Here is a 26058-nt window from a genome sequence, read left to right on the forward strand (position 1 = left end):
CACGATAATTATAAAAAAAAAAAAAAAAACCAAGAATTTGGGAAAGAAAATCAATATTAATAATTTTTTTCTTAAATAAAAGGATTTTATAAAAATACAAAAAAATCAGCACTTATGTGCTGATAGATAATTATTTTATTCTTGCATTATAATCTGGGTTGTTAGGGTTTTTTGATACGTGATTTTTTCAATAACTATCAAATAATTTACCTCAAGAACTTGGCATATAAACAATATTAGGGATTCTACCTATAGACCTTGAAGATTCTTTTCATCAAAGATTCATTTCATTTAATTCTTGATCAGTATCTAAATGCTTACCAAATATATTTAAAGTACCTGCAAAAATATAATTAGAGTTTGTAAGAGATCACATTAATGTTAATCCAAAATCATAAATATTATCTCTAAGAATAGTTCCTGAAGTTGAACTAAAGTCATTTGCTATAAAGTTAATTTCTTTATTTTTATAAAGTTCTGCAAAAGCTAAATCATCATCTGCTTTTGAAAAATCATTTGAGTTACTTTTTGATTTAGAATAATCTAAACTTACATTTTTATTATGTATTTCTAAATTTCCACTAGAATCAAATCCAAAAACTTCTTTTAGTTTTTCATTTACATATTTATTAACTAATGAAACTATGTGATAAATTCTTCATGAATCATGATTAACATCCACATTACCTTGTTTTGGATCTAAAGCAATTGCTTCGTTTAATTTTTTTAACATTATTTTATCCACTTCTTGATCACTTGGTGAAGCAGAAGTATTTTTTAAATCAAATATATCCAAAACAAAATTATTCTCTTTTAGACTTTGTCTATATTTATCCAAAACAACATAAGAAGCAGCTCCTTGATTTAATCTTAAAGATAAGAAAACATTTCTAAACCCTTTATCTGCAACATAATCTTCTGCTTTACTGTTATCATCAGGACTATATCATTGATCTTCTGCTCCAGTAATTGGAGTTGAACCAGATCAATAAAATACTTTAAATTTATAACTTGCATCGTATCCAAAATCTAAATATGATTGTGAATTAGAGAGAACTCTTTGGCTATTTTGATTTTCTTTGTAAAGAATTGCATTTAGTTGTCCCACAAAGAAAGAAGTTTGACCAGCATTTGGATCACTTCTATCTCTTGAATCGTCAATAACTTCTTGGAACTTTTGTATGAATGAAGCTTTTGAAACCAAGTCAAAAGTAGAATTTGATTTTTTAATGCTATCTATCATATTTGAAAATTCATTTAATAAAGTTGTGTTTGTTCAAGATTTTGTTTTTAAATTATTTACAATTACAGAAAGACTTGATAACATTGAATCTACAATCATTTTTGCATCAAGTTTTTCTGATTCATCAAATAAAGGTCTTCCGTTTTTATCTCTTAAGTTATCTCTATCTATTGATTGAGCTAACATAATTGCATAAATCTGGTTTTTAACTATTGTATCTACTTGATTGGTATTCATACCTTCAGAAGTATAAATAGGATTTTCTATTAAATATTTCGTTAAGGCTTGTTCAATTTCTTTTTTTGAATTTTGCAAAATAATATTTCCAAAATCCAAATTAATTACTTTATTGTTAACAAAGTCAGTTGCACTTGGAGAGTAATTTAAAAATCCTGCTGGTATTTTTGAAGGTTGACTAGTTAAGATATTGCTTAAACTAAAAACTTTTGAAGAGTTAGCATAACCTTGATAAATAACACCCTTTTCTGGATTATTAGGATTTATAACAGGGTCTTGAACACTTATGTGTTCTGATCCTTGTTGATAAATTCCTTCTGGATTAGAGTTTTTTTGATTTATAATTCCATTTTCATCAGCTACAAGTTTTCTGTTAATGTTAATCCTTACATATTGTGGTCTGTCAATTCCATTTCAACCCAATAGCTGATTGTCCAAAAAAGTTACAGAAAGAGATCATTCATTCTCTTGATGATTCATTCAACCACTTACATTATTATAAAAACCTTTTGCTGTGTTTGAATTAACAAGATCTTTAAGACCTCACTGTGATTGTCATGTAAGTTTATTAGCTATTCATCCATAACCAGGAACTTTTGATGATATTTCATTTAAAAATTGATTAGACATTATATAAACACCTAAACTTTTTTTAATCATCGCTCCCATCGGATTTTTATTAATAAGTTCTTCTAATTCTAAAGCTTTTATTACTTGATCGATATCTTCATTTGATATTAATGTGTTTATACGAACACCATTATTAACCAATTGTTCTTCTGTTAAATTATAAATGGATGCTATTTTTTCTTGATCTGTATAGTTTAAAGAAGTGTCAATTCCACCATTACATGCAACAACAGCTGTTGATGAAACAACAGTTAAAGTTAATGCACCTAAAACTGAACAAAGTTTTTTCATATCATAACATCCTTTCAAATTGATTTTATTATACTATTCTTCTTGATTTTTTGCTTTTTTATTAGCTTTTGCTTCAAGTTTTTGTAACTTAAGCTCTCTTTTAATTTCTTTTCTCTCTTCTCTTCACGCTTGATAAGCGTCAATTAATTTTTGTATTTGTCTTCCAACTCAGCAAAGCGCCATTCAAGCAACTCAAGCCAATATTATTACAGAAAATACACATCCGATTCCATAATAAAGAAATGCACTAACTCCAGCAACTCTTTCAATAAAAGAATCACTAAAAGCTCCCCCAATTGCATTAAAAGCTTGATTAGGAAGGATTCCTCCACCATCAAAATAAGTTAAGATACCTGGAATTAAAGTAAATAGAACAGCTATTCCTGAAAAGTGAATAAATTTAGTTCAATATAAGTACTTATCTTTTGGTACATCAATGTATTTATCACTTAATTTTTCTTGAATAAATCAATTTGCAAAAGTAAAATACAATACTGGCAATATTAGAATAATTGGAACACATCCAATTATTGCAGCTGCAAATATAAATCCTTGTGCAGCATTTGTTTCTTCTCTTGATTCACCAAACATGAATGCTAAACCTTTAAATCAGTAGTAAAAACCACCTTTTAAATGTGGAACCATGTATGAGCAAGTTAGCATTATTAATTGAAATAACAACAATGATGCTATTATAAAGACCATTCAAAACATTTTATAAAGTCTTTTATATGGTTTTAATCTTATTAAAAACTTACTAAATTTTTTCATATTTCCACTCCATAATAATATTTTAAAGGAAAATAACCACTATTAATTGTTAAAAGTAAAAAATACTTTATTTGTTTTATTCAATTAAAATAGTAGAATTATAAATGCGAGGTGTTTTATGAATGTTATAAAAGTGATTCCAAGAGGATTTTGTCTTGGAGTAGTTCAATCTATAAAAATGGCAAAAGATGCAGTAAAAATGTATCAAGATAAAGAAATTTATATGATAGGTCTATTGGTGCATAATAAAATCATTGTAAAAGAACTTGAAGATCTTGGAATAATTGCAATTGATGATTGAAAAAAATCTCGTTTAGACATAATAAATACAATACCTAAAGGTAGTGTAGTTATTTTTTCAGCTCACGGAACAGATCCTAAAGTTATAAAAAGAGCACAAGAGTTAGAATTAATTGTAGTAGACACAAAGTGTGAGTGAGTTTTAGAAACAGAAAATGTTATTCAAAAGTATTTAAAACTAGGTTTTGATGTTATATTTATTGGAAAACACTATCACCCCGAAACAATAGCTTTAACAAGTTTGGATAATTCAAGAATTCATTTAGTTACAAACACTCAAGAAGTTGAAGAATTGAACATTTCAAATAGCGATATATTTGTAACAAATCAAACTACCCTTTCAATAATAGATACAGATTTGATATATAAAAAAATAAAAGAAAAATATGAGAATGTTATTTTTAAAAATGATTTGTGTCAAGCGACACTAGTAAGACAACAAGCAGTTTTAGATTTAAACCCTAGCGAAGTTGATCTTCTTTATGTTGTTGGTGATGAAAGAAGCAACAACACATTAAAGTTGGTTGAGTTAGCACAAAACAAAGGTATTAGATCTATTAGAATTAATAGAAAAGAAGAAATCAATTTAGAAGATTTAAAAGATGTTAAAAATGTTGCAGTCACAGCTGGAGCATCTACTTCGAGCATAATTCAAAACCAATTTATAAAATATTTAGAGGAATTAAAAAACGAAACTAACTAGTTTCGTTTTTTGTTTCAACACTTTGATATTTTACTCTTGCAATTATAAATAATATTCCCGTAGGTATATTACCACTAGCAAATGAAAACACTATACTTAAAATTGATGGTGATAATTCTTTTTTGTATCTAGAATTTGAGATAATAAGTCCAACTATTTCTAGAACAAATATATATGAAGTTGTACCTGTCGCCACATGAACACTATCATCACTAATATTGTTTTGTTGAGACAAAACTGTTATTAAACCTATAAGAGAAATTATTATATAAATTAATTTAATAATAATTCCTGCTAAAAAATATTTTTTAGATTTTTTAAATCCCATAATAATCCAAATTAAATAATTATGAAAGTGTTTTTTATATCAAAAGCACTTATCTTAACTTCATCACCAAATGTTTTTAGTAACTTGTTTTCTAAATCATCAATAAAATGATTTTCCATATAGTGTCCTAAAGTCAACATTGTTACATTGTTTTGATCAGCATAAAGTCATTCACTTCATTTTGCTTCACCAGTTACAAAGAATGTATCTCGCAATTGTAATTCAAGCATCGTTGATGCTCCACTACCAGGTGTTAAATAAATAGTTTCTATTTCTTTTTCGAAATCTGAATTTCTTGTTAATAGTGATTGTTGTTTTCCAAAAACAAATTTTAATTTATCAACAGCTTCTTTTAAAGAAACAGGTCTTAATAATTTAATTTTGTATCCTTCATTAAACTCTCCTACTTTATCAACACCCTTAACATTTAATTGTGTTTCAATAAGATCCATAATGTTTTGTTTATCACTATTGTCATAGTTTGTGTGAATTGAAAATATTTGTATTTCATTTTCTAAACACATTTCATAAATTTCTTTTTTTGCTAAGTTTTTCATTTCAGATTCAAAGTCTAAAAATAAAAATGGATGTCTACTTATAATAAAGTTTGCTTTGTTTTCAATAGCATAGTTTACAACTTCTTTTGTAACATCAAGACAAATAACAACATGTTCTATTTCATCTTGACTTTCTAAGTTATAAACTTCTTCAAGTTGTAATCCGACTTTATCTCATTCCGCTGCATTCTTTTGTGGAAATACATCGTTTAGATAGTTAACCAAAGCATTAGCTTTTATTTTAGTCATTAATTAAAGTTCTCCTTTTTAAAAGTTTACTTATTTCTTTTTTTCTATTTAAAATTTCTTTGTATTTTTTATCCTTTTTAGGAATTTGTTGTAATAGATTGAAAAGTTTTTCTTCTTCTTCAAGTCATTTTTGTAAAAATAATTTATTATTTTCATCTTTAATTAAAATAGGACCAAATAAAATATCTTTTTTATTTTTTATTTTTGTTCCTGCAAATTTGTTTATTTTGATAATTTCATAAATAATTTTGTTATCTTCTACAATAAGTTCTTTTTCTACAAAGTATTTTTTTTGTTTAGTCCAAATCCTAATTGGTTCTAAACTTGTATTAGATGCAATAATATAAGAATAAATATTTTCGTTATCCTTTTTTAAAATATCTAATATTGATGTTGAACCCATTCCTGCAATAATACAAGAGTCAAGTTTTATCTTGTTTGGTATTGTTCATTCAATACCATCTGCCAATATTGTTTCTACTTTATCTGCCACTCCAAAAGATGCCAGATTATTTTTTGCAACATTAAGAGGTCCTAAGGAAACATCTGTCGCATATATTTTTTTTGCTTTACCATCTTTAGCTAAATAGATTGGAAGATATGCATGATCAGTTCCGATGTCTGCAACAACTTCTCCTTCTGTAATTAAACTAGCTAAAGAGAACAAACGCGGTGTTAAAAAACTCAAATTACCCTTTAAAGAAATCTCTTAAAGCTTTTGCTTTAGGATTTGATGCAGATGGTTTGAATTTTCTAATTGTTTTTGCTTCAATTTGTCTAATTCTTTCTCTTGTAACTTTTAACTCTTTACCAACTTCTTCTAAAGTTTTTGGTGAGTCATATTTTGAAAGATGTAATTGAATCATTGGATTTTTATATTTTTGAATTCTTTCAATTGATGTATCATAATGAATATCCAATTCAGCTACTGCTGCTTTTAGTTCTTCATAACTATCATCATCACACTCTTGTGCAAGTCTTACTAAAGTTCTTAGTTTAGTTGGTAAGATTCCAAATCTCATTCTAACAACTTTTTCTTCTCTTGGTGCAAGTATGTCAGAGAAAACTTCATCAATAACTTCTCTTAAAGCTTCTTTTTCAGCATATTCATCTGGTGAAGAAATATCTTTATCTTCAACAAAGTCTCCAAAGTGAGTATCGTCTTCATCTCCAAATGGTTTTTCTAAACTAACTGGTTCAATTGATAACTTTTTAATTTCAATAACTTTTTGTGGAGTGATTCCTTTTCCAAAAGTTTTTGCAACTTCTTTTGAAGTAGGTTCTCTACCCAACTCTTGAGTTAGTTGTCTTTCAATTCTAGTTAACTTGTTGATTGTCTCAACCATGTGAACTGGAATACGAATTGTTCTTGCTTGGTCAGCAATAGCTCTTGTGATTGCTTGACGAATTCATCATGTAGCATATGTTGAGAATTTAAATCCTTTTTTGTAATCGAATTTATCAACAGCTTTCATTAATCCAATATTTCCTTCTTCGATTAAGTCAGCAAAGTCTAATCCTCTGTTTAAATGTTTTCTTGCAACAGAAATAACAAGTTTTAAGTTTGAAGTAATTAATTTATCTCTTCCTTCTTTTGCAATTTCTGGATCTTCATCTTCTAACATTTTTGCATATTCAACTTCTTCATCTTTAGTTAATATTTTTGATGAACCAATTTGGTTGAAATATGATTTGATGATATCTTGAATTTTAGTTTCATTACTAATTCCACCAACTCTGTATTTAACAGGTGTGTTGTTTTCGTTAGCTTTTTTAAGATCTTTTCTTTCTTTATCTCTTTTTCTGAATTCACCTTCTAGTTCATCAGCATCATCATCAATTTCGTCTTCATCATCTTCATCTTCGTCTTCATCATCTTCTAGAAGTTCATCTGTAAAGTTAACTTCTCTTTTAGCTAACTCTTCAAAAAGTAAAGCTATTTCTTCTTCATCGATGTCTTGAAATTTTTTAGCAATAACTTCTTGAATTTCTTCTTGAGCTATTTCGTTATCATTTTTATCTAAGTAGTTTCAAAGATACTCTTTGAATTCTTCCATTGTTTCAAATTTTTTTAAATTTAATGCCATTATTGTTTTCTCCTTTTTTCATAGATTTTATTTCTATCTTTTAGTAATTCTTCAATTTGTTCTGCAAAATGAATTTTTAATTCTTTGTCTTCAATAGAATTCATTTTATCATTATAAGTTTTTATTTCATCTTCAATTTTATAAAGTTCAATTATATCAAAACAATCTTCCAAACCTTTTGATGTTAGAGTTTTTTGTAATGATGAGAAGTGTCTATTATTTATATCAAATATATATTCACAATAAGCTTCATTTAATTCTCTAATATCATTTGCCACTTGTTCTCAGTTGTGACCAACATATTTATTTTCTTTATACTGTTCAATTATAAAGTTTAAGATTCTTTTTACTCCAACACTTTCAATTTGATTTATTCTTTTTGTTAACTCTTCAATTAATGAATCATTGTCTAAAAGATTTCAAACTATTGCAGCTTCTGCGAAGTGTCTTGCGCTTTGACTGTTAATATTTTTTGTAGTAATTTTTTTAACTGCACTTTTCTTTACAGTTTCAAAAGTATATTCAGGAATATCAAATTGTGATTGATCTTCTTCAACAAATGCATTTAGCATTCTGTTTATATAGTCTTCACTATTTTCAACTTGTTGATATTCTTGTTGGTAATTATTTACTTCAAAATTATTAGCCACTGGTTTTACTTTACTTCTAACTTTATCAAAATTATTTTGAATAATGTTTTTTTCAAGTTTTGAAATTTCAGATAAGTTTACAATTATAGAATTTATTATATTTTCATTTTTTTCAAATCTTAAAATGTCTATAACTTTTTCAACAAACTCACTTACCTTGATTGAGTTCTTTGTATCTAAATCTTTCGAGAAATATTTAGTTGCAAAGTCTGCTGGGTGAATTGAATTGTCAATCATTTGATTAATTAAATTCTTTTCACCCGCTTTTACAAGTTCGTCCGGATCTTTTCCTGAATTGTTTTCAATTATTGTTACATCAATTCCTTTTTCTAAAAGGAATTGAGAAATTTTTAAAGCAGCATTAACTCCAGCTTTATCTCCATCTAAAAATAATTTATATCTTTTAGCTACTCTCGAGAAAAGTTTTGTATGATAATCACTCATACTTGTTCCCATAATAGCTACAGTATTTTTTATATCAATAGATTCTAAACTTATTACATCCATAAATCCTTCAAGAATAATAATTTCATTTTTTATTCTAGCTTCTTTTTTTGCATGATCAAAGTTGTAAGCAAGTTGAGATTTTTTGAAAATTAAATTTTCACTACTGTTTTTATATTTTGGTGATTCATCAGAATCAATTACTCTACCAGAAAATCCAATTACATTTCCCTCTTCATCAGTTATAGGAAATATTAATCTATTTTCAAAAGCACAGTTGTGATCAATTCCATTTTTATAAACTATTCCAGATTCGAAAATGTTTTCTTTTGAAAATCCAAGTTTTATTAAATAGTCATAAACTTTTGCTTTATTGGGACAAAAACCAATTTTAAATTTTGATATTTCACTTTCAGTAATTTTTCTTTCTTTTAAATAATTTCTTGCTTTAACAGATAAAGAAGAAATTAATAAACCATTAAAGAAATCTGCAGCAGCTTTATTTATATCGAATAAAATACTTTCTTTAGAATTATATTTTGGTTTGTCTTCGAAATTTTTTAAACCATCTATTTCAATTTTTAAATCAGTTGCAATTAAAGATAAAGCTTTAAAAAATGTTATGTTATTAAATTCTTGAACAAATGTAATTACATTTCCACCAGTTCCACAAACAAAACATTTAAATATTTTTTTGTCTGGCGAAACATTCATAGAAGGATCTGAATCATCATGGAAAGGACAAACAGAAACATAGTTTCTACCTTTCTTTTGAAGATCAATATACTTGCCAATAACATCAACGATGTTGGCTTTACTTAAAACTAAATCAATTTGTTGTTGTGAGATTGCCAAGCTTTCCCCTCCTTACTTAAATAATTTTTGTAATTAAATATTCTTTAAGTTTTGTAATTTCAATTCTTTCTTGTTCCATTGTATCTCTGTTTCTTACAGTTACACAGTTATCGTTTTCAGTATCAAAATCAACTGTTACACAAAATGGTGTACCTATTGCATCTTGTCTTCTGTAACGTTTACCAATGTTACCAGTTTCATCGAAAATTGCATCAAAGTCTAATAATAATTCTTTATATAACTCATTTGCTTTTTCTTTTTGTTGTTTTTGTAAAGGCATAATTGCAACTGAATATGGAGCAAGTTTGTAAGGAAGTTTCATTACAACTCTTTCTCCATTTTCCAATTGTTCTTCTACATAACTTTGACAGAAAATTGCTAATAATAATCTTTCAACTCCAACACTTGGTTCAATAACATGAGCTAAGTATTTTTCATTAGTTTCAGGATCTAAATAAGTTAGATCTTGTCCTGAATGTGTTTGATGTTGATTTAAATCAAAATCACTTCTGTGAGCAATTCCTCAAAGTTCTCCTCTACCAAATGGGAAATCAAATTCGATATCAACTGTTCTCTTAGCATAATGTGCAAGTTCGTCTTTATCATGTTCTCTTATTGAATAGTTTTTTGTATCAATAAGAACTATTTTTTCTAAAAAGAATTTAACTTTTTCTAATCAATATTCAAATCAATCATTTGAATCATTTGGTGAGAAAAAGAATTCTAATTCCATTTGTTCAAACTCTCTAGTTCTAAAAATAAAGTTACCTGGAGTAATTTCATTTCTAAATGATTTACCAATTTGACCAATTCCAAAAGGAAGTTTTTTTCTTAAAGCTCTTTGTGAATTTTTGTATTGAACAAAAATACCTTGAGCAGTTTCTGGTCTTAAGTAAACTGTTGAAGCTTCATCTTCAACAACTCCTTGGTTTGTTTTAAACATTAAAGTAAATTGTCTAATATTTGTAAAATCATTTGCATCACATTTAGGACAATTAATAGCTTTTTCTTTTATGAAGTTTTCAATTTCTTCATTTGTTCATCCCCCAACGTTCATGTCAGTGAATTTTTCTTCTATTAATTTATCCGCTCTAAAACGTGATTTACATTTTTTACAATCAATTAATGGATCATTGAAGTTACCCAAGTGACCTGATGCTTGTCAAACTTTTGGATTTAAGATAATTGATGAATCTAATCCGATGTTATATTCATTTCTTCTTACAAAGAAATCTCATCATAGTTTCTTTAACTTGTTTTTTACTTCAGCTCCTAATGGACCATAATCTCATGAATTGGCAAGTCCACCATATATTTCTGATCCTTGAAACACAAAACCTTGTGATTTCAAGTGTGAAATAAGTTTTTCTATTTCTACTTTCATAGTTTTCTCCTAGCAATAAAAAATGCAAACCTTGAGTTTGCATATATCGAGATACTATGGAATTTTCCTATATATAAGGGTGCTTGTCAATACAATATAAGTGTTATTTATATAGTTCTGATTCTTTTTCGCTGACATTTAAAGCTACAGTATCTTTTAATAGTTTTATTGGTCCTAAATAAAATCCTAATACAGTTTCATAATAATCTACAACTATGTTATGAAGAACAATTAAATCAGTGTAGTGATACTTTTGCTCCACATTGAAGTGTATTGTTTTTCTGTGAATGTTTGAAATAACCTTTATAAAAGACTCTGGTTGAGTTTTTTCTCCCGGTCATAAGCACCTTGCACAAACAAAGCCATATTCAGTATATTCAAACCTAACTATTGGGAAAGTAGATTTTTTACACCTTACACAACCTTTTATTCTTAAAGGTTGAATTGATTCTTGAATAACATAAGTTATAAAGAATAAATAATTTATAAAAGCATTATTATTGTTGTTTATATTTTCTAAAGAACTAATAAGCATCTTATAGATTTTGTAGTTTTTGTTGCTTATTTGATCAATTTGATCTAATATTTTAAACATTATAGAACCATAAACATAGTTATTATAGTTTTGAGCTATTTTAAAGTAGTCTTTTTTTAAAACCCCTGTTTTAAGCTTACTTAATTTGTCTTCTCTTCTTGCTTTAAATATTTCAAAATCACTCAAACTAAATGTTTGTACTGAATATTTATTTTTTGAAGTAGACTTATTAACACCAGGAGCTATGAAAGAGATTCTTCCAAACTGTTTACTAAATACTTTAATGATTTTTGCATAGTCGTCAAAATCTGTTGTTTCCATAACTACAGCATTAATTTTAGTTGCTCCCATTTATTTCACCTAATAACTATCTTTGTCGTACCCTAGTTGTTTAATCAATGAAGCAGATTGTCTTCATTTTTCTTTTGTTTTTACAAATAATTCTAAATAGAATTGTTTGTCAAAAAGAGCTTCAAGTTTTTGTCTTGAGTTTACACCAATAGACTTAATTTTCACTCCTTTATTACCAATAATAATCCCTTTTTGACTTTGTCTTTCACAAATTATTGAAGCAATTACTTTGATAATGTCTTTTTTTTCTTCGAATTTATCTATTAAAATAGCAACTGAGTGAGGAATTTCCTGCTCTGTTTGCAATAAGATTTCTTCACGAATAATTTCTCTTATTAAGAAACGTTCTGGTTGATCTGTAAATGTATCATCAGGATAAAACTTAATACCAGTTTCTGGTAATGAATCTTTTATTTCATTTAAAAGTTCATTTAAATTACTTCCCATTGTAGAAGATATTGTAAGAATTTTTGAAAAGTTGAAATCTTGTTGTTTTCATTCTTTAATTCTAGTTTCTAATCTTTCTTTGTTTACCAAGTCACTTTTAGTAATAACTAAAAATACCGGTACATCTCTTTCTTTTAAAGCATTTAAAATAAATTTATCATTGTCTCCAATAAACTCATCTGCTGGAGCTAAAAATAAAATAACATCCACCCCTTTTGTTGATGAAAGTGCCACTTTATTCATAAATCTCCCTAACTCATGTTGTGCTTTGTGAACACCAGGAGTATCTACAAAGATGTATTGAGCATCATCGTGAGTCAATATCCCATTTATTCTATTTCTTGTTGTCTGTGCCTTGTTAGTAACAATTGACACTTTTTTTTCTAATAAAGTATTTAGTAAAGTTGATTTACCAACATTTGGTCTACCAATTATACTAATAAATCCTGATCTAATTTTTTCCAATTTTTCTATCTCCTAAACAGTATCTTCTGATTCTTTTATTTTTTCTTGATTGTCTCTTTCTTCTAAGTATTGTTCAAAGTCATCTTCACCTTCAAACATATTTAAAACTACAGCTTTTATTTCTTCTCTATCTTTTATTGTTCAAGTATATCTGATTGCTGCATTTAAAGACAACAGCCAGGGAACTAGCATAGTTAAATATAAATAGTAATATCACATATGCGCTTGTCAAGCAACATTTTGTACCATGTAAAGTCCATAAGTAATAAAACCAAATAAAAATGCTTGATTAATTCAATAAAATATTAAGCTTCAACTATTGTATGGTACTACATATGCAGATAAAAAGATAATATATCCAGCAACAAGTATTACATATTTAGCTGAATTAAATTGAGTTGAAGCAAATATATCCATTAGATGAAAGATACTTGCACATAAAATTAAGAATCAACCTGTTGTTATCATTAATTTTCTTGCTTTAATTTCTCCTGGAGTTACTCAAGTTTTAAAGATAAATCCATTTTCTCTATCTTCTGTTTTTCTATAACGTTCAACTCTTATTCATTCTCTATTTCACATGTTTATGTCATAAAAAATAGATTTTAATGGAAAATATGACATTAAAGCAATAAAAATAGCTATAATTCATATTCATTGGGTTCTTAGTGCTTCTAACATTTCTCCAAGGTTTTGAAATTTATGTAAAAGTCCAACTCAATCTAAAACAAACAAGAAACTTCCATATAAAAGAGCTTCTGCTATATATAAAGTGTTAAATATAGCAGTAAAAATTGTCGTTCCCCTGGACATTGTCATGTTTAACATAACAATCAAAACAGCTGACATTATAAATAAGTGATATATTTGAATACTCATAAATGTATTTAAAACATTCATTTGATCTTTATATAATCAAAGATCTTCAGGTTTAATTGCACTTGCTGGGTTATTCATATGATTTTGAACTATTATTCTTGCATAAAAGAAAAAGGCAATTCAAATTGCTTGTATCGGCATAGTATAAACAACTTTACAACAACTTCTAAGTCTAGCTAAAAAATCACCTTCAGAAACCATTTTTACATGCTTTGACTTTAGAAATCTTCTTGTAAACATTTCACCAAGTTTTCCTCTAACAAGTAAGTTAGTTTTTTTCATATTTTCACCACCTTTTCATAATTCTTTTAAATATTAAACAAAGAAAATGTTTAATAAAATCAACATAAATCCAACTATTGGAGCTCCACAAGATATTCAATAGATTAGTTTATAATCTTTTCAAACCTTTTCTTTTTTAGTTAGGTTTATTTGTCTAACTTCGTCATTGATTACAGTTTTTACTTTTGTAAATTCAAGATACTTTGTTAAAACAGATATTCCTGCTGCACAGAAAAACAACACTCAAATAGAAGCAATTCCACTATCTGGCTTCATACTTTGCATATCAAATAATCAATAAGCAATATCTCCATATGATCCACCAACAATGACAAGTAATGTAATTATTCAAACCCAAGTATGTAATCATGCTTTTTTTCTTATAGTTGAGTGAATGTGTCTTTTTGCAAAAAGTTCATTGAAATATCAAACAACTTCTCTTGAGTTATATTCCATAGCACCTCTAAAAATAGTTTTTGCATAATCAACATCCATATAAAGCCTTCTTTTATCAACTCCAGTTAATTTAGAAAGTTTTAAGTCATATTTTAATTTTTCAAATAGCTTTTCTCCATCAACTCTTGTGTGAAGTCTTTGGTTTAAAATCTTTCTTTGAATACTAGAAAAAATTAAAGGAGAGAGAATTATAATTGCAAGTCCAACTGCAGAAAGAACATCAGTTACAATTGTTTCTAATTTAATCATCGTTTCTCTTCTCCTCTTACTGTATAAAATTATATAAAAAAACTAGGTAAAAACCTAGTTATCTTAAACATAATTTTTTTCAATGTGTTCCAAATATTCTTTTGAAACTCTAATTCAGTGATTAGTTATATAATTGAAGTTTTCTCCCTTAATTCATGAATCTTTTTGTGTCATTATAATTTCCCCATATAACAAGTTAGTTGCAGGGAAAGTTTCTAACATCTCTTGATATCTTTCCACAAAAGAAATAATTGGTGAGAAACCTTTTAAAATTAAAGTTAACTGAATGTAGAATCAAGAAACTAATTGAGTATTTTTACCAAAAGTTCCTTTAATGTTATTTGAATTAATAAATATTGATAGTTCATGTATTAATTCTTCCAAATTATTAATATTCTTTACAGCATTAAAGATTTGAGTAAATTCAGTGTAAACATCATTATTACAACTTGTATTTGAAAATAAATCATAAAGACTAGCATCAGGATTTAAAATAAGATACAACTGTTTAAATTCTTCTACAGTAAAATCAGGAAAATCTATATTTTCATTTTCCATTTGTTCCCCTTTTTCTAATGCCATTCTTCTTATTTCAAGTCAAGCATCAACGAGCATTTGAACATGCTTGTGGGGTGGTTCTACTTCGTTTTCTTTATTCAATATTGCTGATTCCAACATCGAAGCAACCACTTCTACAGAACAATCTCCACCCATTAATTTAAAACAGTTGAACGTATGATCTGCTCCAGCAGCTATTCAAAATTTATCGTTTTTATATAATTTGTTCATCTTTTTTACCCTTTTCTCTTTAGACATTTAAATATTTTTCTTTTTCATGAATTGAAAATTGTTCAATTTTATCTTTAAACATTGATACAATTTTTCTAAAATCTTTGCTAAGAGCGAAGTTTTTTGAACTATTTTGGTTTGCAAAACTAATTGTTTTTGCATGCAATTTTTTAATTTCTTCTTGTTCATGTAAATCTTCAAAAACAGCTAGACCAAATCCTCTTGAGATCATTACACTTTCAACCATTCAGAAGAAATATCTAAACGTACGTTCTCCTAAATAATTATTAATAGTAAAATCATAAACTGCTGCTAGCAAGTATTCTACAAGAGAATCAAAAGTTTCTACAGTAGACATCTTACTAACTATTTTCTCCAACTTAGATAGAAATTCTTGACTTTGTTCTGTTTCACCTTCAAAAAGTTTTAAATACTCATTTGACCCAATTAAACACATATAAAGTTTCTTATAAAGATCAATTATTAAAAAACTAACTCTTTTTTCATGTTTTTTTTCATAATCTTTTACTTGTAAAACAATTTCTCTGATTACACTTCAAGCTTTTATTAAATTAATAACTATTGGTTCAAAGCTTGAAGCAATTTCTTCATCTAAGTATTCTTCTTCTGCAATTAATTCATAAATTTCATCTTTTGATGAAGGAACCCCGATTAATTCCAAATAAGTTGAAACAAAATCAGCACCTTTTTCGCTTCAAAAATCGTTGTTAGCATAAAACATTAAAATTACCCTCCAATTTTTCTGTTTTTCTATATATTCTTGCTTGTAAATGCATAAGGTAAGAAATCCTTTACCTCAAACGAACCAAGAAATTCATTTTTATTATAAACCCAAAGAGCTTGATTATCTAATAATAATTCAAAAAGAGTTTGTCTGCATGTTCCACAAGGAGATCCAAATCCTTCTGAATCAGTATAAAGAGCAACTAACTCTACATCATCTTTATTGTAACCTTGAGCTATCATTTGTGGCAATGCACTTCTTTCGGCACAAATTGTTGGGTTATATGCTGCATTTTCAACATTAACTCCTTTAATTTTATTACCATCTTTTAAATAAACGATACAAGATACTCTAAAGTTTGAGTATGGAGCATAAGCTCTTTCTCTAAGTTCTTTTAAATCGTTATAAACTTCATTTTTGTCAAATTTCATTTTGTTTTTTTCCTATCCAAATAAGTTTCCTATAGTTTCAATTAATTTTGGCAAATAAATTAAGAAACCAATAACAACAGATAACAGCGCATTAATGATACTTGCAGCTGCACAAATATCTTTAATTTTTTTAGCTTGAATATTGTATTCAAAACTAAGTAAGTCAACAAAGTTTTCAATTGAAGTATTTACAAATTCAAATCCAGTAAGAACCCCGATTGTAAGAACTACAATTGATCACTCAATTGTTGATAGGTTTATTCAAATACCTAGACCAATTGCAAAAATAACTGCAATTAGATAAACAATTAAAGTAGATTCCTCTTTGAAAGCAGTGTAAATACCCCTTGCAGCATTTGCAAATTTGTTCTTAACTCTTGTACCAACTTTTGACTTCTTTTTAATGTCATTTTTCTTTGCCATATTTTACACCTTTTTTTCTGCTCTCTTATTATACTTTAATTAGGTTTTAATTTGCAAGATATAAAAAAACACCTTAATAAGGCATTATGTATTTAATATTTTGCTTGTCTAAAATTTTGTCAGTTAAATCAAACATTTCTTTAGCTTCAAGTTCATTTGTTTCATGATCATATCCCAATATATGAAGTAAACCATGTATAAACAATCAAGCCATTTCTTCTTTTATGTCATGGTTGTATTTAGCAGCTTTGTTTTTAGCTTCGCTAAAAGTTATAAAAATATCACCAATTTCTTTAAATTCCAATTGATCATAGATTCCAAAGTCATCATCTATAGGAAAAGATATAACATCTCCAACATAATCTTTTTTTCTATATTCATTGTTTATTTCTCTTGATTTAACTTCATCAATAAAATTTACCGATAAACTTAAAGTTTTTCCTATTTCAAGAACTTCTTTTGCAGATGTCAAAAGCTTTGAAAACAATATTTCATACTCTTTTAAATCTTCTTTTGTTTCGTAATTAAATTCTAAAGAATCTTTCATTTATTTCTCCTAATATCTTAGAAAATATTTGATAGCAAGTAAGATAACAACGATATCTTTTGTGCATATATCAAAACATTGTTTGTTGGGTACTTAATACTTCCAATATTGCTTATATTAATTCTTATTAAAGAATTGCTATACTCCAACTTAGAAGAATCAACTAACATATTTCCTTGATTTGTTTCTAAAATTATATAATCAATTAAACTTATATTCAAACTTTTACCACTTAATAAATATAAATCAACATTAATATTTCCATTATCATCAATATATTCTTGAAATAAAACAGATCCTGAAAAAACTTGTTGTTTTTTTATTAAACTAAGTAGTACAAGTGAAAGTAAGATGCAGAAAAGTATTATATATAGTGTTCTAACTTCTTTTTTCATTAAACAACCTCTACTCTCTTTTCAAAAAAGTTACAATAAGCCATATCGTGATCGCACATAATTATTAGACTGTCTTTTTTGTATTCAACAAAAGTTTTAAATAAATAATATGCTGTGTGTTTATCTACATTACTTAAAGGTTCATCAATCAAGTAAACATCTTTTTGAGTAAAGAATAAACTTATAAAATTTATTATTTGTCTTTGTCCTTTACTTAGGTTATAACCATTGTCATGAATTTTTTTATCTAAAGCAATGTTATTTCTTTCTAAAACTTCATTTAAGCGAAGTTCTTCAAAGACATTAAAATCTACTTCATTTTTAAATTGTTGAATATTTTGTCAAACAGTTCCATCAAATAAATAGTCATACTGTCCTAAGTAAATTATTTTTTTAGAGTAGGAATCATTTTCAATATTTTTCAACTCAATATTATCTATTAAGATTTCACCTTCATAATTTTTAAAGTGCCCTGATAATATTTTTAACAAAGTTGTTTTTCCACTTCCACTCTTTCCATGAACAAATGTATTTTGATCAAAAACAAAATTAAAATTATTTAAAAGACAGTTATCACTTTTATATTTATACAAACTATTTACTTCTATACTTTTTATTGTATTTATTTTTTCTAAATTATCTTCTAGTTTATTTGATTCAAAAACAAAACTTAAAGACTTGCTCGCTATTATTATTTCTTGAATGTTTAAAATATATCCAGTTACATTATTAAAAAATATATTTATATAGCTACTAATCGAAGTATAAAAAAGTAAATCAGCAAAAGTAAAACTACCTTTATTAATATGTGTTACTGAAACATAAAATATTAAGTAAAAAAATAATTTGTTAACAACAGTTAACATAACTTCAGAACTGTTATTAAGATTAAATATTTTTTTATTGACATCAAAAGTTTCATTGTAGTTTTTGTTATTAACCCTATTAATTTCAGTTTCAATGTTCTTATATTTTATTTCTTCATATGCTTCTAAAATTTGTCTGTAGTTTAGAGAAAAGTCTATTAGCTTTCTTTCTTTTTTTATTTTAAATTCCTTTATTAAATAAAAAATTACTACAGACATACATATAGAAATAAGATTCTGGATTAAAACTAAAGTTAGTATGAACGGTGATATTAAAAGTAAAAATATTGAGAACATAAAGAATAAAGTAAATCCTAAAGGCAAGTTAATTATAGAATCTGTTATAAACTCTGAAACTATGTTTATGTGAGAAAGTTTTTTTGTTCACTCCTCTTTTGAATTAGTGTTAAATTTCTCTATAGTTAAACTTAATAACTTTTCTTTGTAAAAATGAAATATATTTTTACTTATCTTGTTTTTTATTTTGTATATTATTTTGTTTATATAATAAGAAGAAAAAATTTGTACAAAAAATATAAAAATATATACATTAAAAATTAGTTGCATATTTTTACTATCATTTAAATTTATATTTTCCATATATATTTTTATAAAGTTATTACTTATCAATATTAAGACATTTAATAAAATAGATATTAAAAAAATTAAACCAACTTCAAGTTTAAAATTTTTAACAAAGTAAAACCAGTTATATAAATTTTTGTTTTTAAAATCTATTTTTTCTAACACTTTAGTTGTAGAAAGATATCCTTGATAAATTTTTTCAACTTCTTCAAACTTCAATCACTTTAAATCTTTTTCATTTGGATCAGCTATTAAAAACATATCTTTCTTTTTTTTATAAACTATTATAAAGTGCTCTAAATTATTTTTGTTAACAACATTCAAAACTATCGGGTTGCTTATATCTATTTGAACAAGTTCTTCAAAACTACAAGAATAAGACTCAAAGTTTATTTTGTATTTTTGCAAAACTTGTTCTATGTCATATAAGTTAAGCATTTCATCACCAAGATAATTTTCAAACTTAACTTCTTCAACTCCAAAATCTTTTTTGTGAAAATAATTTATTAACATAGTAGTTACAGCAATACCACAATCATTTAAAGATTGTTGCTGAGAAAATTTATATTCCAAATTTATCACCACTATATTAATCGATATAAAAATAAAAAAAAGTTAAACTAAAATTTAACTGCGAATCGAATGAATTCAATATCATCTCATTTTAATTTAACTTTTTTTGGTCTACCTTTAATAAAGAAACTAAATGTAAATTCTTCTCCATTAACTTCATTTAATGTTGCTGAAAACTCATTAAAAGTTTCAATAGGTTCTTTTACTTTTAATAGAAAGTAACTACCTTTATTATTTTGTAAAATCTCTTTTGATTTAACAGCTCTTTCAGCACCAGCACTTGCAACTTCCAAGATAAATGGATCATTAAGTTCTTTTATACTGTCTAGTAACTCAGAGATATTTTCATTTGCTTTTATCAATAAATCAAAATCCATATTTTTCTTTGTAACATCTTTATTTTCTACAAGAACTTGTAATACAGTTGATTCAAAATCATTAACTATATTTAATTCATAAAGTAGAAAATCGCAATCTAACAACACTTCTTTTATATTATCTATATATTTACTCTTTACAATTTCTAATGACATGTTTACCTCTTTTATAGAATAATTTTATATGATTTTATGTAAATAAAATAAAAAAAGACAATGATTTTTCATTTTAAAAATTAAATGAAAGTTGTTCATCATCTTTTAAGTTGTCTGTAATCTTTAATTTAGCAAAGATTTCAATTTGAGTTTGTGTAACTTGAGTTCTTTGTTTTAAATCAGCTACACTTGTTATTTGTCTATCTTGACGAGCATTAACAATTGATTTTGCCACCGCATCTCCAAGTGAATCAATAACATTAAATGGTGGGATTAATATTTTTTTATCATTTTCTTCAAGGAGAACAAATCTACTTCCCTCACTTAAGTTAAAGTCAATATTTCTAATTTCAATTCCTCTTGCAAACATTTCTAATAAAACTTCATAAACTGTAATAAGAGCATTTTCTTTTGCAGTTACTGGTATTTTATTGTTTTGTCTATATTTAATATCATCAATTGCTGCTTTTACAGCTTCTTTTCCTTTTAAAGCTGTTTCTAAATCGAAGAAATCAGCTCTTGTTGAAAATCAAACTGCATAATATTCTGATGGATAATAAATTTTATACCAAGCAACTCTATATGCCATTAAAACATAAGCAGTGGCATGAGCTTTAGGGAACATATATTTAATTTTTAAACATGAATTAATATATCACTCAGGAACATTGTGTTCTTTCATTAAAGCAATTCACTCTTTTGAAAGTCCTTTACCCTTTCTTACACTTTCCATAATATTGAAAGCACTTGAAGGATCTAATCCCATAAACATCAAGTAAACCATAATGTCATCACGGCAACCAATAACTGATGAAATATTTGCAATTCCATCTTTAATTAATGATTGAGCATTTCCAACATAAACATCAGTTCCATGACTTAATCCAGAAATTTGAACTAAGTCAGCAAATGTTTTTGGTTGTGTTTCTTTTAACATGTTTCTAACAAATTGAGTTCCAAATTCTGGAAGACCAATAGCTCCTGTTGTTTCTCCCAATATAGATTCTGATTCTATACCAAGAGCACTCAATTCTGAGAATAGCGAGTAAACAGCTTTATCATCTGTAGGAACTTTAATAGGATCAAAACCTGTTAGATCATACAACATTCTTAAAGCAGTTGGATCAACGTGACCTAGTATATCCATTTTTAATAAGTTATCATGAATTGAGTGGAAATCAAAGTGAGTTGTTTTTCAATCACTTGTTTCATCATCTGCAGGATAGTTTACTGGAGTGAAGTCTTCAATGTCATATTCTTTTGGAAGAATAATAATTCCACCAGGGTGTTGCCCTGTTGTTCTTTTAACTCCAGTTGAAAGACCTGCCAGTCTTTCAACTTCTGCTTTTCTTATTAAATCTAAATTCATATTTTGTTTTTCAAAATATCCCATTGTAAATCCATAAGCAGTTTTTTCAGCAACAGTAGAAATTGTTCCAGCTCTAAATACATTGTTCTCTCCAAAAATTTCTTTTGTAAAGTTATGAGCAACTGGTTGATATTCACCAGAGAAGTTTAAATCTATATCTGGAACTTTGTCTCCATCGAAACCTAAGAAAGTTTCGAATGGAATATCATGTCCGTCACCAATTAATTTAGCATTACAGTTTGGACACATTTTTTCTGGTAAGTCATATCCACATTTAAATTCTTCTGGTGTGTCGAAATCTGAAAACTTACACTCAACACATCTATAGTGAGCTTTAAGTGGATTAACTTCTGTAATTAAAGAAGTTGTAGCCACAAATGAACTTCCAACAGATCCACGACTACCTACTAAGTAACCATCATCATTTGATTTTTTAACTAACAAGTGACTAATTCAATAAACTACTGCAAAACCATGTTTAATGATTGAAGCTAACTCTTTTTCTAAACGAGCTTTAACAATTTCGGGTAAATTATCTCCGTAAAGTGATTTTGCATTTTTATAACATTCATCTGTTAATAATTTATCTACATTTTCAATGTTAGGTGGATAAGAACCTGATTTAATTGGTGAGATATTTGCATCAATTAAATCAGCAATTGATTTTGGATTTTCAATAACAATTTCGTTTATTAATTCACTATTTTCTAATCATTTAAATTCTTCTAACATTTCATTTGTAGTTCTTAAATGTTGATCTGGATTATCTTTTACTCTTTGTTTAAAGTCGTAAAGTGGATGATATGCTCCACCTAAACCTTTTGTATTAATGTAGATGTCTCTAATTTTTTTAAGTTCAGGTTCAACATAGTGAGCATCACTTGTTGCAATAATTTTTTTATTTAATTTTTTTGCAACTTCAATGATTTTTTGAATTAAAGTTTTTAATTCTTCCATTGTTAAATCTTCTGTTTGAATTAATTTTTTATAAACACTTAGAGGTTGAATTTCAATGTAATCAAACATAGAAATTGATTCTTCAAGCATTTCGAAAGTTCCGGTTCTTGCATGTTCAAATACTAAACCATTAACACAACCACTACCAATTAAAATATTATTTTTTTCTCTCACTTCTAAAAGTTTTGATTGGAAAATTTTAGGTGAACCTAAAAAGTTTTCTGTATGTGAGTAAGAAATTAATTTATAAAGATCTTTTAACCCTTCTTGATTTTTTGCAAGAACATTTACATGGTAACCCCTACTTCTTCTGAAGTTTTCGTTTTCATATTTGTCTTTATCAAATTTATTTCAATCTGAGTCAATATCAATTGGAAGAATTTTTTTAGCTTCACTTCACATATGTTCATACATATTTGTAAGAACTTCAGCATCATAGTCAGCACGGTGAGCAATTTTTTCATCATAAAGAATTTGATATGCTTTTGCAACAGTTCCTAATCTATGATTTTTTAATCTTGGTTGTAACAATCTTGCTAAAGCCAATGTATCAATAACTGTATTTGTTAATTCACCATAACCAAGTTTTTTTGCATAAGCTTGTAAAAAGTTAAAGTCGAAGTTGGCATTGTGAGCAATTAAAATACCATCTTGAATTATTTCCATTATGTTTTTAAATTCTATTTCAATAGAATTTTTATCTTCTAACATTTCATTTGTTATGTGAGTAAGTTCTGTTGTAAATTTCTTTAAAGGTTTTGTTGGTTTGATTAAAATATCATATTTTTTTGAAGTACCTTTTGCATAGTCATATACATTTGCACCAAACTCAATTATTTCATCATACTCTGGTGATAAACCAGTTGTCTCTAAGTCGAAAACAACAAATTTTGCTTCACGCAAGTTTTGTCCTTTTGGATTTTTTACCAATCAAACTTCATCTTGAAGCATAACTAGTTCACTACCATAAATTAGTTTTATTTTATTTTCTTCTTCAACACCTTTGTTAACACTTGAAAGTGCATAATAAGCATCAGGGAAAGCTTGAACATTTAAGTGATCTGTAATTGCAATTGCATCTCAACCAAATCTTTTTGCAGTTTCAATATAATCTTTTGCACTACTTACTCCATCCATCACAGACATTTTTGTATGGGTATGTAATTCAACTCTTTTTATTTTCGCTTCATCTTTTCTATAAACTTTTTTAGATTCAATTTTTTTGTATTTGTTTATATAAAAGATATAACTTTTATCAAAACTTGAAAAGTTAAAGTTACCATTAAAAGAAACTCAATCCCCTTTTCTTATAATTTGATTTTCAAAACCAACAAAACTTTCTTTTGTCTCTTCTGTTATTTCATCAAAAAAAGTTGGGTCATTATTTCTTTGAAAGAAAATACACATTACAGATGAAGTACCATCTGAAATTGCAATGTTATAAATATTTCTTCCAGCTTTTGATTGACGGATTGTTTTTGAAATTACTTCTCCATGAATTGTTACATTCTGTGCATCTTCTTCAAGATCAACTATCTTGTCATATGTTGCATTATTTAAAACATCATCGTTAGATCTATATTTTGGTTTTGGTGAAGTTAAATTTGATTTAGCTTCAAAAGTTTCTTTTTGTACTGTTGCAACTACTTGAGATGCTTTTTGATATTTTTCTCTAATGGGTTCTAAAACATCAGTTTCAAGATTTTCTTTTACTCTAATTTCTAAATCAACATTTCTAAAACCATATTTTAATAATTTGTTTTTATAATATTCTTTGTGTTCTTCTAAAAGAATTTTTTCAGTTTCATTTGAAACGTTAAAAAATACCATTCTGTGTTCATTAAAATAATCCACAGTTGAAGGAGAAAGAATTTTTATTGTTCCTGTTTTAACTTCTGCTTTTTGTTCTTTAACATATTCAATATGATTTCAAATTAATTCTTTTGAGTAAACTTCATTTTCAACTAAAAGATTTAATTTAGTTGGTACTAAAGTATTTGTAGTAAGAGTAGTTTCTACTTTATGTAGTAAATGAATTGGTAAAAAGTCTTTAATTTTAATAAAGACTCTTAATTTATTTGTACTTTCACTAAATTCAGCTTCTTTATAAAAGTGAGCTTGATCAAAATAAACTTCTTCTGATTCATCTAAAAAAACATTAAGTTTCTCAAACATGTCTCTAACTTCTTTGTTCATTTTGTTACCCCCTTTTAATGTCCTATTAGATTATAAAATCTTTTATGGTAATTATCACAAATAATAATAAAAATAAAATAGCTCCAGCTGTATTTACTACAACTTTATATTTAGTTGGCAATTCTTTTCTAATAATCATTTCAATAAAGTTTTCTAATAATCTATATCCATCTAATGGTGGGATAAAGATTAAGTTTAGAATAAATAAGTTTGCACTAATTGTTGCAACATAAATAAAGAATTGATCTGCACTTTGCAATAATGTTGCCGTTTGTTTTGCAACCCCAACAGGTCCAACTAAGTTTGAAAATTTTCCAGTAAAGACATTTCCTAAAGCTTCTAAAATTGAAATAGAAGCTTTAAAAGTTTCACCTCAACCAGCTCCATAAGCTTCTCCAGTAGTTTTATAAAGTCTATTAGGTGCTGCTATTCCAACGCTTTGTCCAGCTTTGAATTCAACTGGATTTGTAGCAATGCCTGTTTCATATCCAGTTAGTGCAACACCACTATATTTATCGACCTTTTTATAGACAAATTGTATTTTTACATCGTCTTTTCCTTTTGCTAAAGGCAAGTTATTAATAAAACTATAAACAGTTTTTTTATAATCAACTGCTTTTTGATTATCCAAATCATTTATTTTTTCATTACACTTGTCTTGATCTGCAACAGAACAAATATTGTCAAAAATAGTGGTACTTCCTGAAGTCATTTTTCAACCCCAAATTACATAGTCTTGTCCAATATAGTTGATATCAATTTTTTGATTTTTATTTTCTTTTTCCATAATTGCTTTTGCAGCAATACCTTCTTGAGTATAAGTTGATCCAAAGTAAGTCATATCATTTCTTTTTTCCCCAATTGCTGCAAAAATAGAAGTAAATAATAATAAAGCAACAGATAAATTCATTAATGGACCTGCTAAAATAAAGAACATTTTCTTTCATCTTGCAATATAGTCTAATTTTCTTTCATCAGGCACTTCAACATCTTCTCTATCACTTGGTGGATCAGTTTTATCTGATGCAATAGAACAATACCCACCTAATGGAAATGCTCTAATAGAAACTCAAGTTTCTTTTCCTTTAAAAACAAAAATTCTAGGTCCAAATCCAATTGAAAATTCATACACATAAGCTTTTGCAATTTTTGCAACAACTAAATGCCCTAATTCATGAATGGTTATTAATAAAAGCATTACAATAATTCCAACAAAGAATGCTAATACAACCATTCCCCCACTAACTTCACTCATT

General features: G+C 26.8%; 23 protein-coding genes. 1 reads left to right on the forward strand and 22 read right to left on the reverse strand.

Annotated elements, in window-relative coordinates:
- Positions 1-130 precede the first annotated feature (130 nt).
- Positions 131-2401 (reverse strand): hypothetical protein, encoded by a 2271-nt coding sequence (locus SBIUS_RS02850; RefSeq protein ID WP_162684995.1) that lies wholly within the window; start codon positions 2399-2401, stop codon positions 131-133.
- A 33-nt stretch (positions 2402-2434) separates the two neighbouring features.
- On the reverse strand, positions 2435-3172 hold the full coding sequence (locus SBIUS_RS02855; protein ID WP_162684996.1) for a hypothetical protein: 738 nt from the start codon (positions 3170-3172) through the stop codon (positions 2435-2437).
- 118 nt (positions 3173-3290) lie between these two features.
- Between SBIUS_RS02855 and ispH the strand changes: the two genes are divergently transcribed.
- Positions 3291-4175 (forward strand): 4-hydroxy-3-methylbut-2-enyl diphosphate reductase, encoded by an 885-nt coding sequence (ispH, locus tag SBIUS_RS02860; RefSeq protein ID WP_162684997.1) that lies wholly within the window; start codon positions 3291-3293, stop codon positions 4173-4175.
- Here the strand turns inward: ispH and SBIUS_RS02865 are convergent.
- The 20 genes from SBIUS_RS02865 to rseP form a co-directional block, all read right to left on the reverse strand.
- Positions 4168-4503 (reverse strand): hypothetical protein, encoded by a 336-nt coding sequence (locus SBIUS_RS02865; protein WP_162684998.1) that lies wholly within the window; start codon positions 4501-4503, stop codon positions 4168-4170. The genes ispH and SBIUS_RS02865 overlap by 8 nt on opposite strands.
- Before the next feature lie 11 nt (positions 4504-4514).
- Positions 4515-5309, reverse strand: a complete 795-nt coding sequence (locus SBIUS_RS02870) for a Nif3-like dinuclear metal center hexameric protein (RefSeq protein ID WP_162684999.1) — start codon at positions 5307-5309, stop codon at positions 4515-4517.
- Positions 5302-5997: a class I SAM-dependent methyltransferase gene (locus SBIUS_RS02875; RefSeq protein ID WP_162685000.1), complete on the reverse strand. Its 696-nt coding sequence runs from the start codon at positions 5995-5997 to the stop codon at positions 5302-5304. The genes SBIUS_RS02870 and SBIUS_RS02875 overlap by 8 nt, the downstream gene beginning before the upstream one ends.
- A 1-nt stretch (position 5998) precedes the next feature.
- On the reverse strand, positions 5999-7396 hold the full coding sequence (locus SBIUS_RS02880) for a sigma-70 family RNA polymerase sigma factor (RefSeq protein WP_162685001.1): 1398 nt from the start codon (positions 7394-7396) through the stop codon (positions 5999-6001).
- Positions 7396-9345, reverse strand: coding sequence for a DNA primase (dnaG, locus tag SBIUS_RS02885; protein ID WP_162685002.1), 1950 nt, complete (start codon positions 9343-9345; stop codon positions 7396-7398). Before dnaG ends, SBIUS_RS02880 begins: the two co-directional genes overlap by 1 nt.
- Before the next feature lie 16 nt (positions 9346-9361).
- The gene (locus SBIUS_RS02890) at positions 9362-10729 is read right to left on the reverse strand and encodes a glycine--tRNA ligase (RefSeq protein WP_162685003.1); all 1368 of its coding nucleotides are present in this window, start codon (positions 10727-10729) and stop codon (positions 9362-9364) included.
- Positions 10730-10832: 103 nt separating this feature from the next.
- A complete protein-coding gene (gene recO, locus SBIUS_RS02895) occupies positions 10833-11615 on the reverse strand; it encodes a DNA repair protein RecO (protein WP_162685004.1) in 783 nt (260 codons plus the stop codon).
- A gap of 9 nt (positions 11616-11624) precedes the next feature.
- Complete coding sequence (era, locus tag SBIUS_RS02900) at positions 11625-12527, reverse strand: GTPase Era (protein ID WP_162685005.1); 903 nt, start codon at positions 12525-12527, stop codon at positions 11625-11627.
- Positions 12528-12539: 12 nt separating this feature from the next.
- Positions 12540-13688, reverse strand: a complete 1149-nt coding sequence (locus SBIUS_RS02905; protein ID WP_162685006.1) for a hypothetical protein — start codon at positions 13686-13688, stop codon at positions 12540-12542.
- 33 nt (positions 13689-13721) lie between these two features.
- Positions 13722-14393: a hypothetical protein gene (locus tag SBIUS_RS02910; RefSeq protein WP_162685007.1), complete on the reverse strand. Its 672-nt coding sequence runs from the start codon at positions 14391-14393 to the stop codon at positions 13722-13724.
- Between the two features lie 63 nt (positions 14394-14456).
- On the reverse strand, positions 14457-15182 hold the full coding sequence (locus SBIUS_RS02915; RefSeq protein WP_162685008.1) for a hypothetical protein: 726 nt from the start codon (positions 15180-15182) through the stop codon (positions 14457-14459).
- Between the two features lie 19 nt (positions 15183-15201).
- Positions 15202-15924 (reverse strand): hypothetical protein, encoded by a 723-nt coding sequence (locus SBIUS_RS02920; protein ID WP_162685009.1) that lies wholly within the window; start codon positions 15922-15924, stop codon positions 15202-15204.
- Between the two features lie 29 nt (positions 15925-15953).
- Positions 15954-16358 carry a cytidine deaminase gene (gene cdd, locus SBIUS_RS02925; RefSeq protein WP_162685010.1) on the reverse strand — a complete coding sequence of 135 codons (405 nt, stop codon included), beginning with the start codon at positions 16356-16358 and terminating at the stop codon, positions 15954-15956.
- A gap of 12 nt (positions 16359-16370) precedes the next feature.
- Positions 16371-16781, reverse strand: a complete 411-nt coding sequence (locus SBIUS_RS02930) for a diacylglycerol kinase family protein (protein ID WP_162685011.1) — start codon at positions 16779-16781, stop codon at positions 16371-16373.
- A gap of 73 nt (positions 16782-16854) precedes the next feature.
- Positions 16855-17328: an rRNA maturation RNase YbeY gene (ybeY, locus tag SBIUS_RS02935; RefSeq protein WP_162685012.1), complete on the reverse strand. Its 474-nt coding sequence runs from the start codon at positions 17326-17328 to the stop codon at positions 16855-16857.
- Between the two features lie 17 nt (positions 17329-17345).
- Positions 17346-17723: a hypothetical protein gene (locus SBIUS_RS02940; protein WP_162685013.1), complete on the reverse strand. Its 378-nt coding sequence runs from the start codon at positions 17721-17723 to the stop codon at positions 17346-17348.
- The gene (locus SBIUS_RS02945; protein WP_162685014.1) at positions 17723-19747 is read right to left on the reverse strand and encodes an ATP-binding cassette domain-containing protein; all 2025 of its coding nucleotides are present in this window, start codon (positions 19745-19747) and stop codon (positions 17723-17725) included. Before SBIUS_RS02945 ends, SBIUS_RS02940 begins: the two co-directional genes overlap by 1 nt.
- A 47-nt stretch (positions 19748-19794) precedes the next feature.
- The gene (locus SBIUS_RS02950) at positions 19795-20280 is read right to left on the reverse strand and encodes a hypothetical protein (protein WP_162685015.1); all 486 of its coding nucleotides are present in this window, start codon (positions 20278-20280) and stop codon (positions 19795-19797) included.
- A 73-nt stretch (positions 20281-20353) separates the two neighbouring features.
- The gene (locus SBIUS_RS02955) at positions 20354-24802 is read right to left on the reverse strand and encodes a PolC-type DNA polymerase III (protein WP_162685016.1); all 4449 of its coding nucleotides are present in this window, start codon (positions 24800-24802) and stop codon (positions 20354-20356) included.
- Between the two features lie 25 nt (positions 24803-24827).
- Complete coding sequence (rseP, locus tag SBIUS_RS02960) at positions 24828-26057, reverse strand: RIP metalloprotease RseP (RefSeq protein WP_162685017.1); 1230 nt, start codon at positions 26055-26057, stop codon at positions 24828-24830.
- Between the last annotated feature and the right edge of the window lies 1 nt (position 26058).

Source organism: Spiroplasma sp. BIUS-1 (assembly GCF_010365805.1).
Classification (GTDB): Bacteria; Bacillota_I; Bacilli_A; order Mycoplasmatales; family Mycoplasmataceae; genus Spiroplasma_A.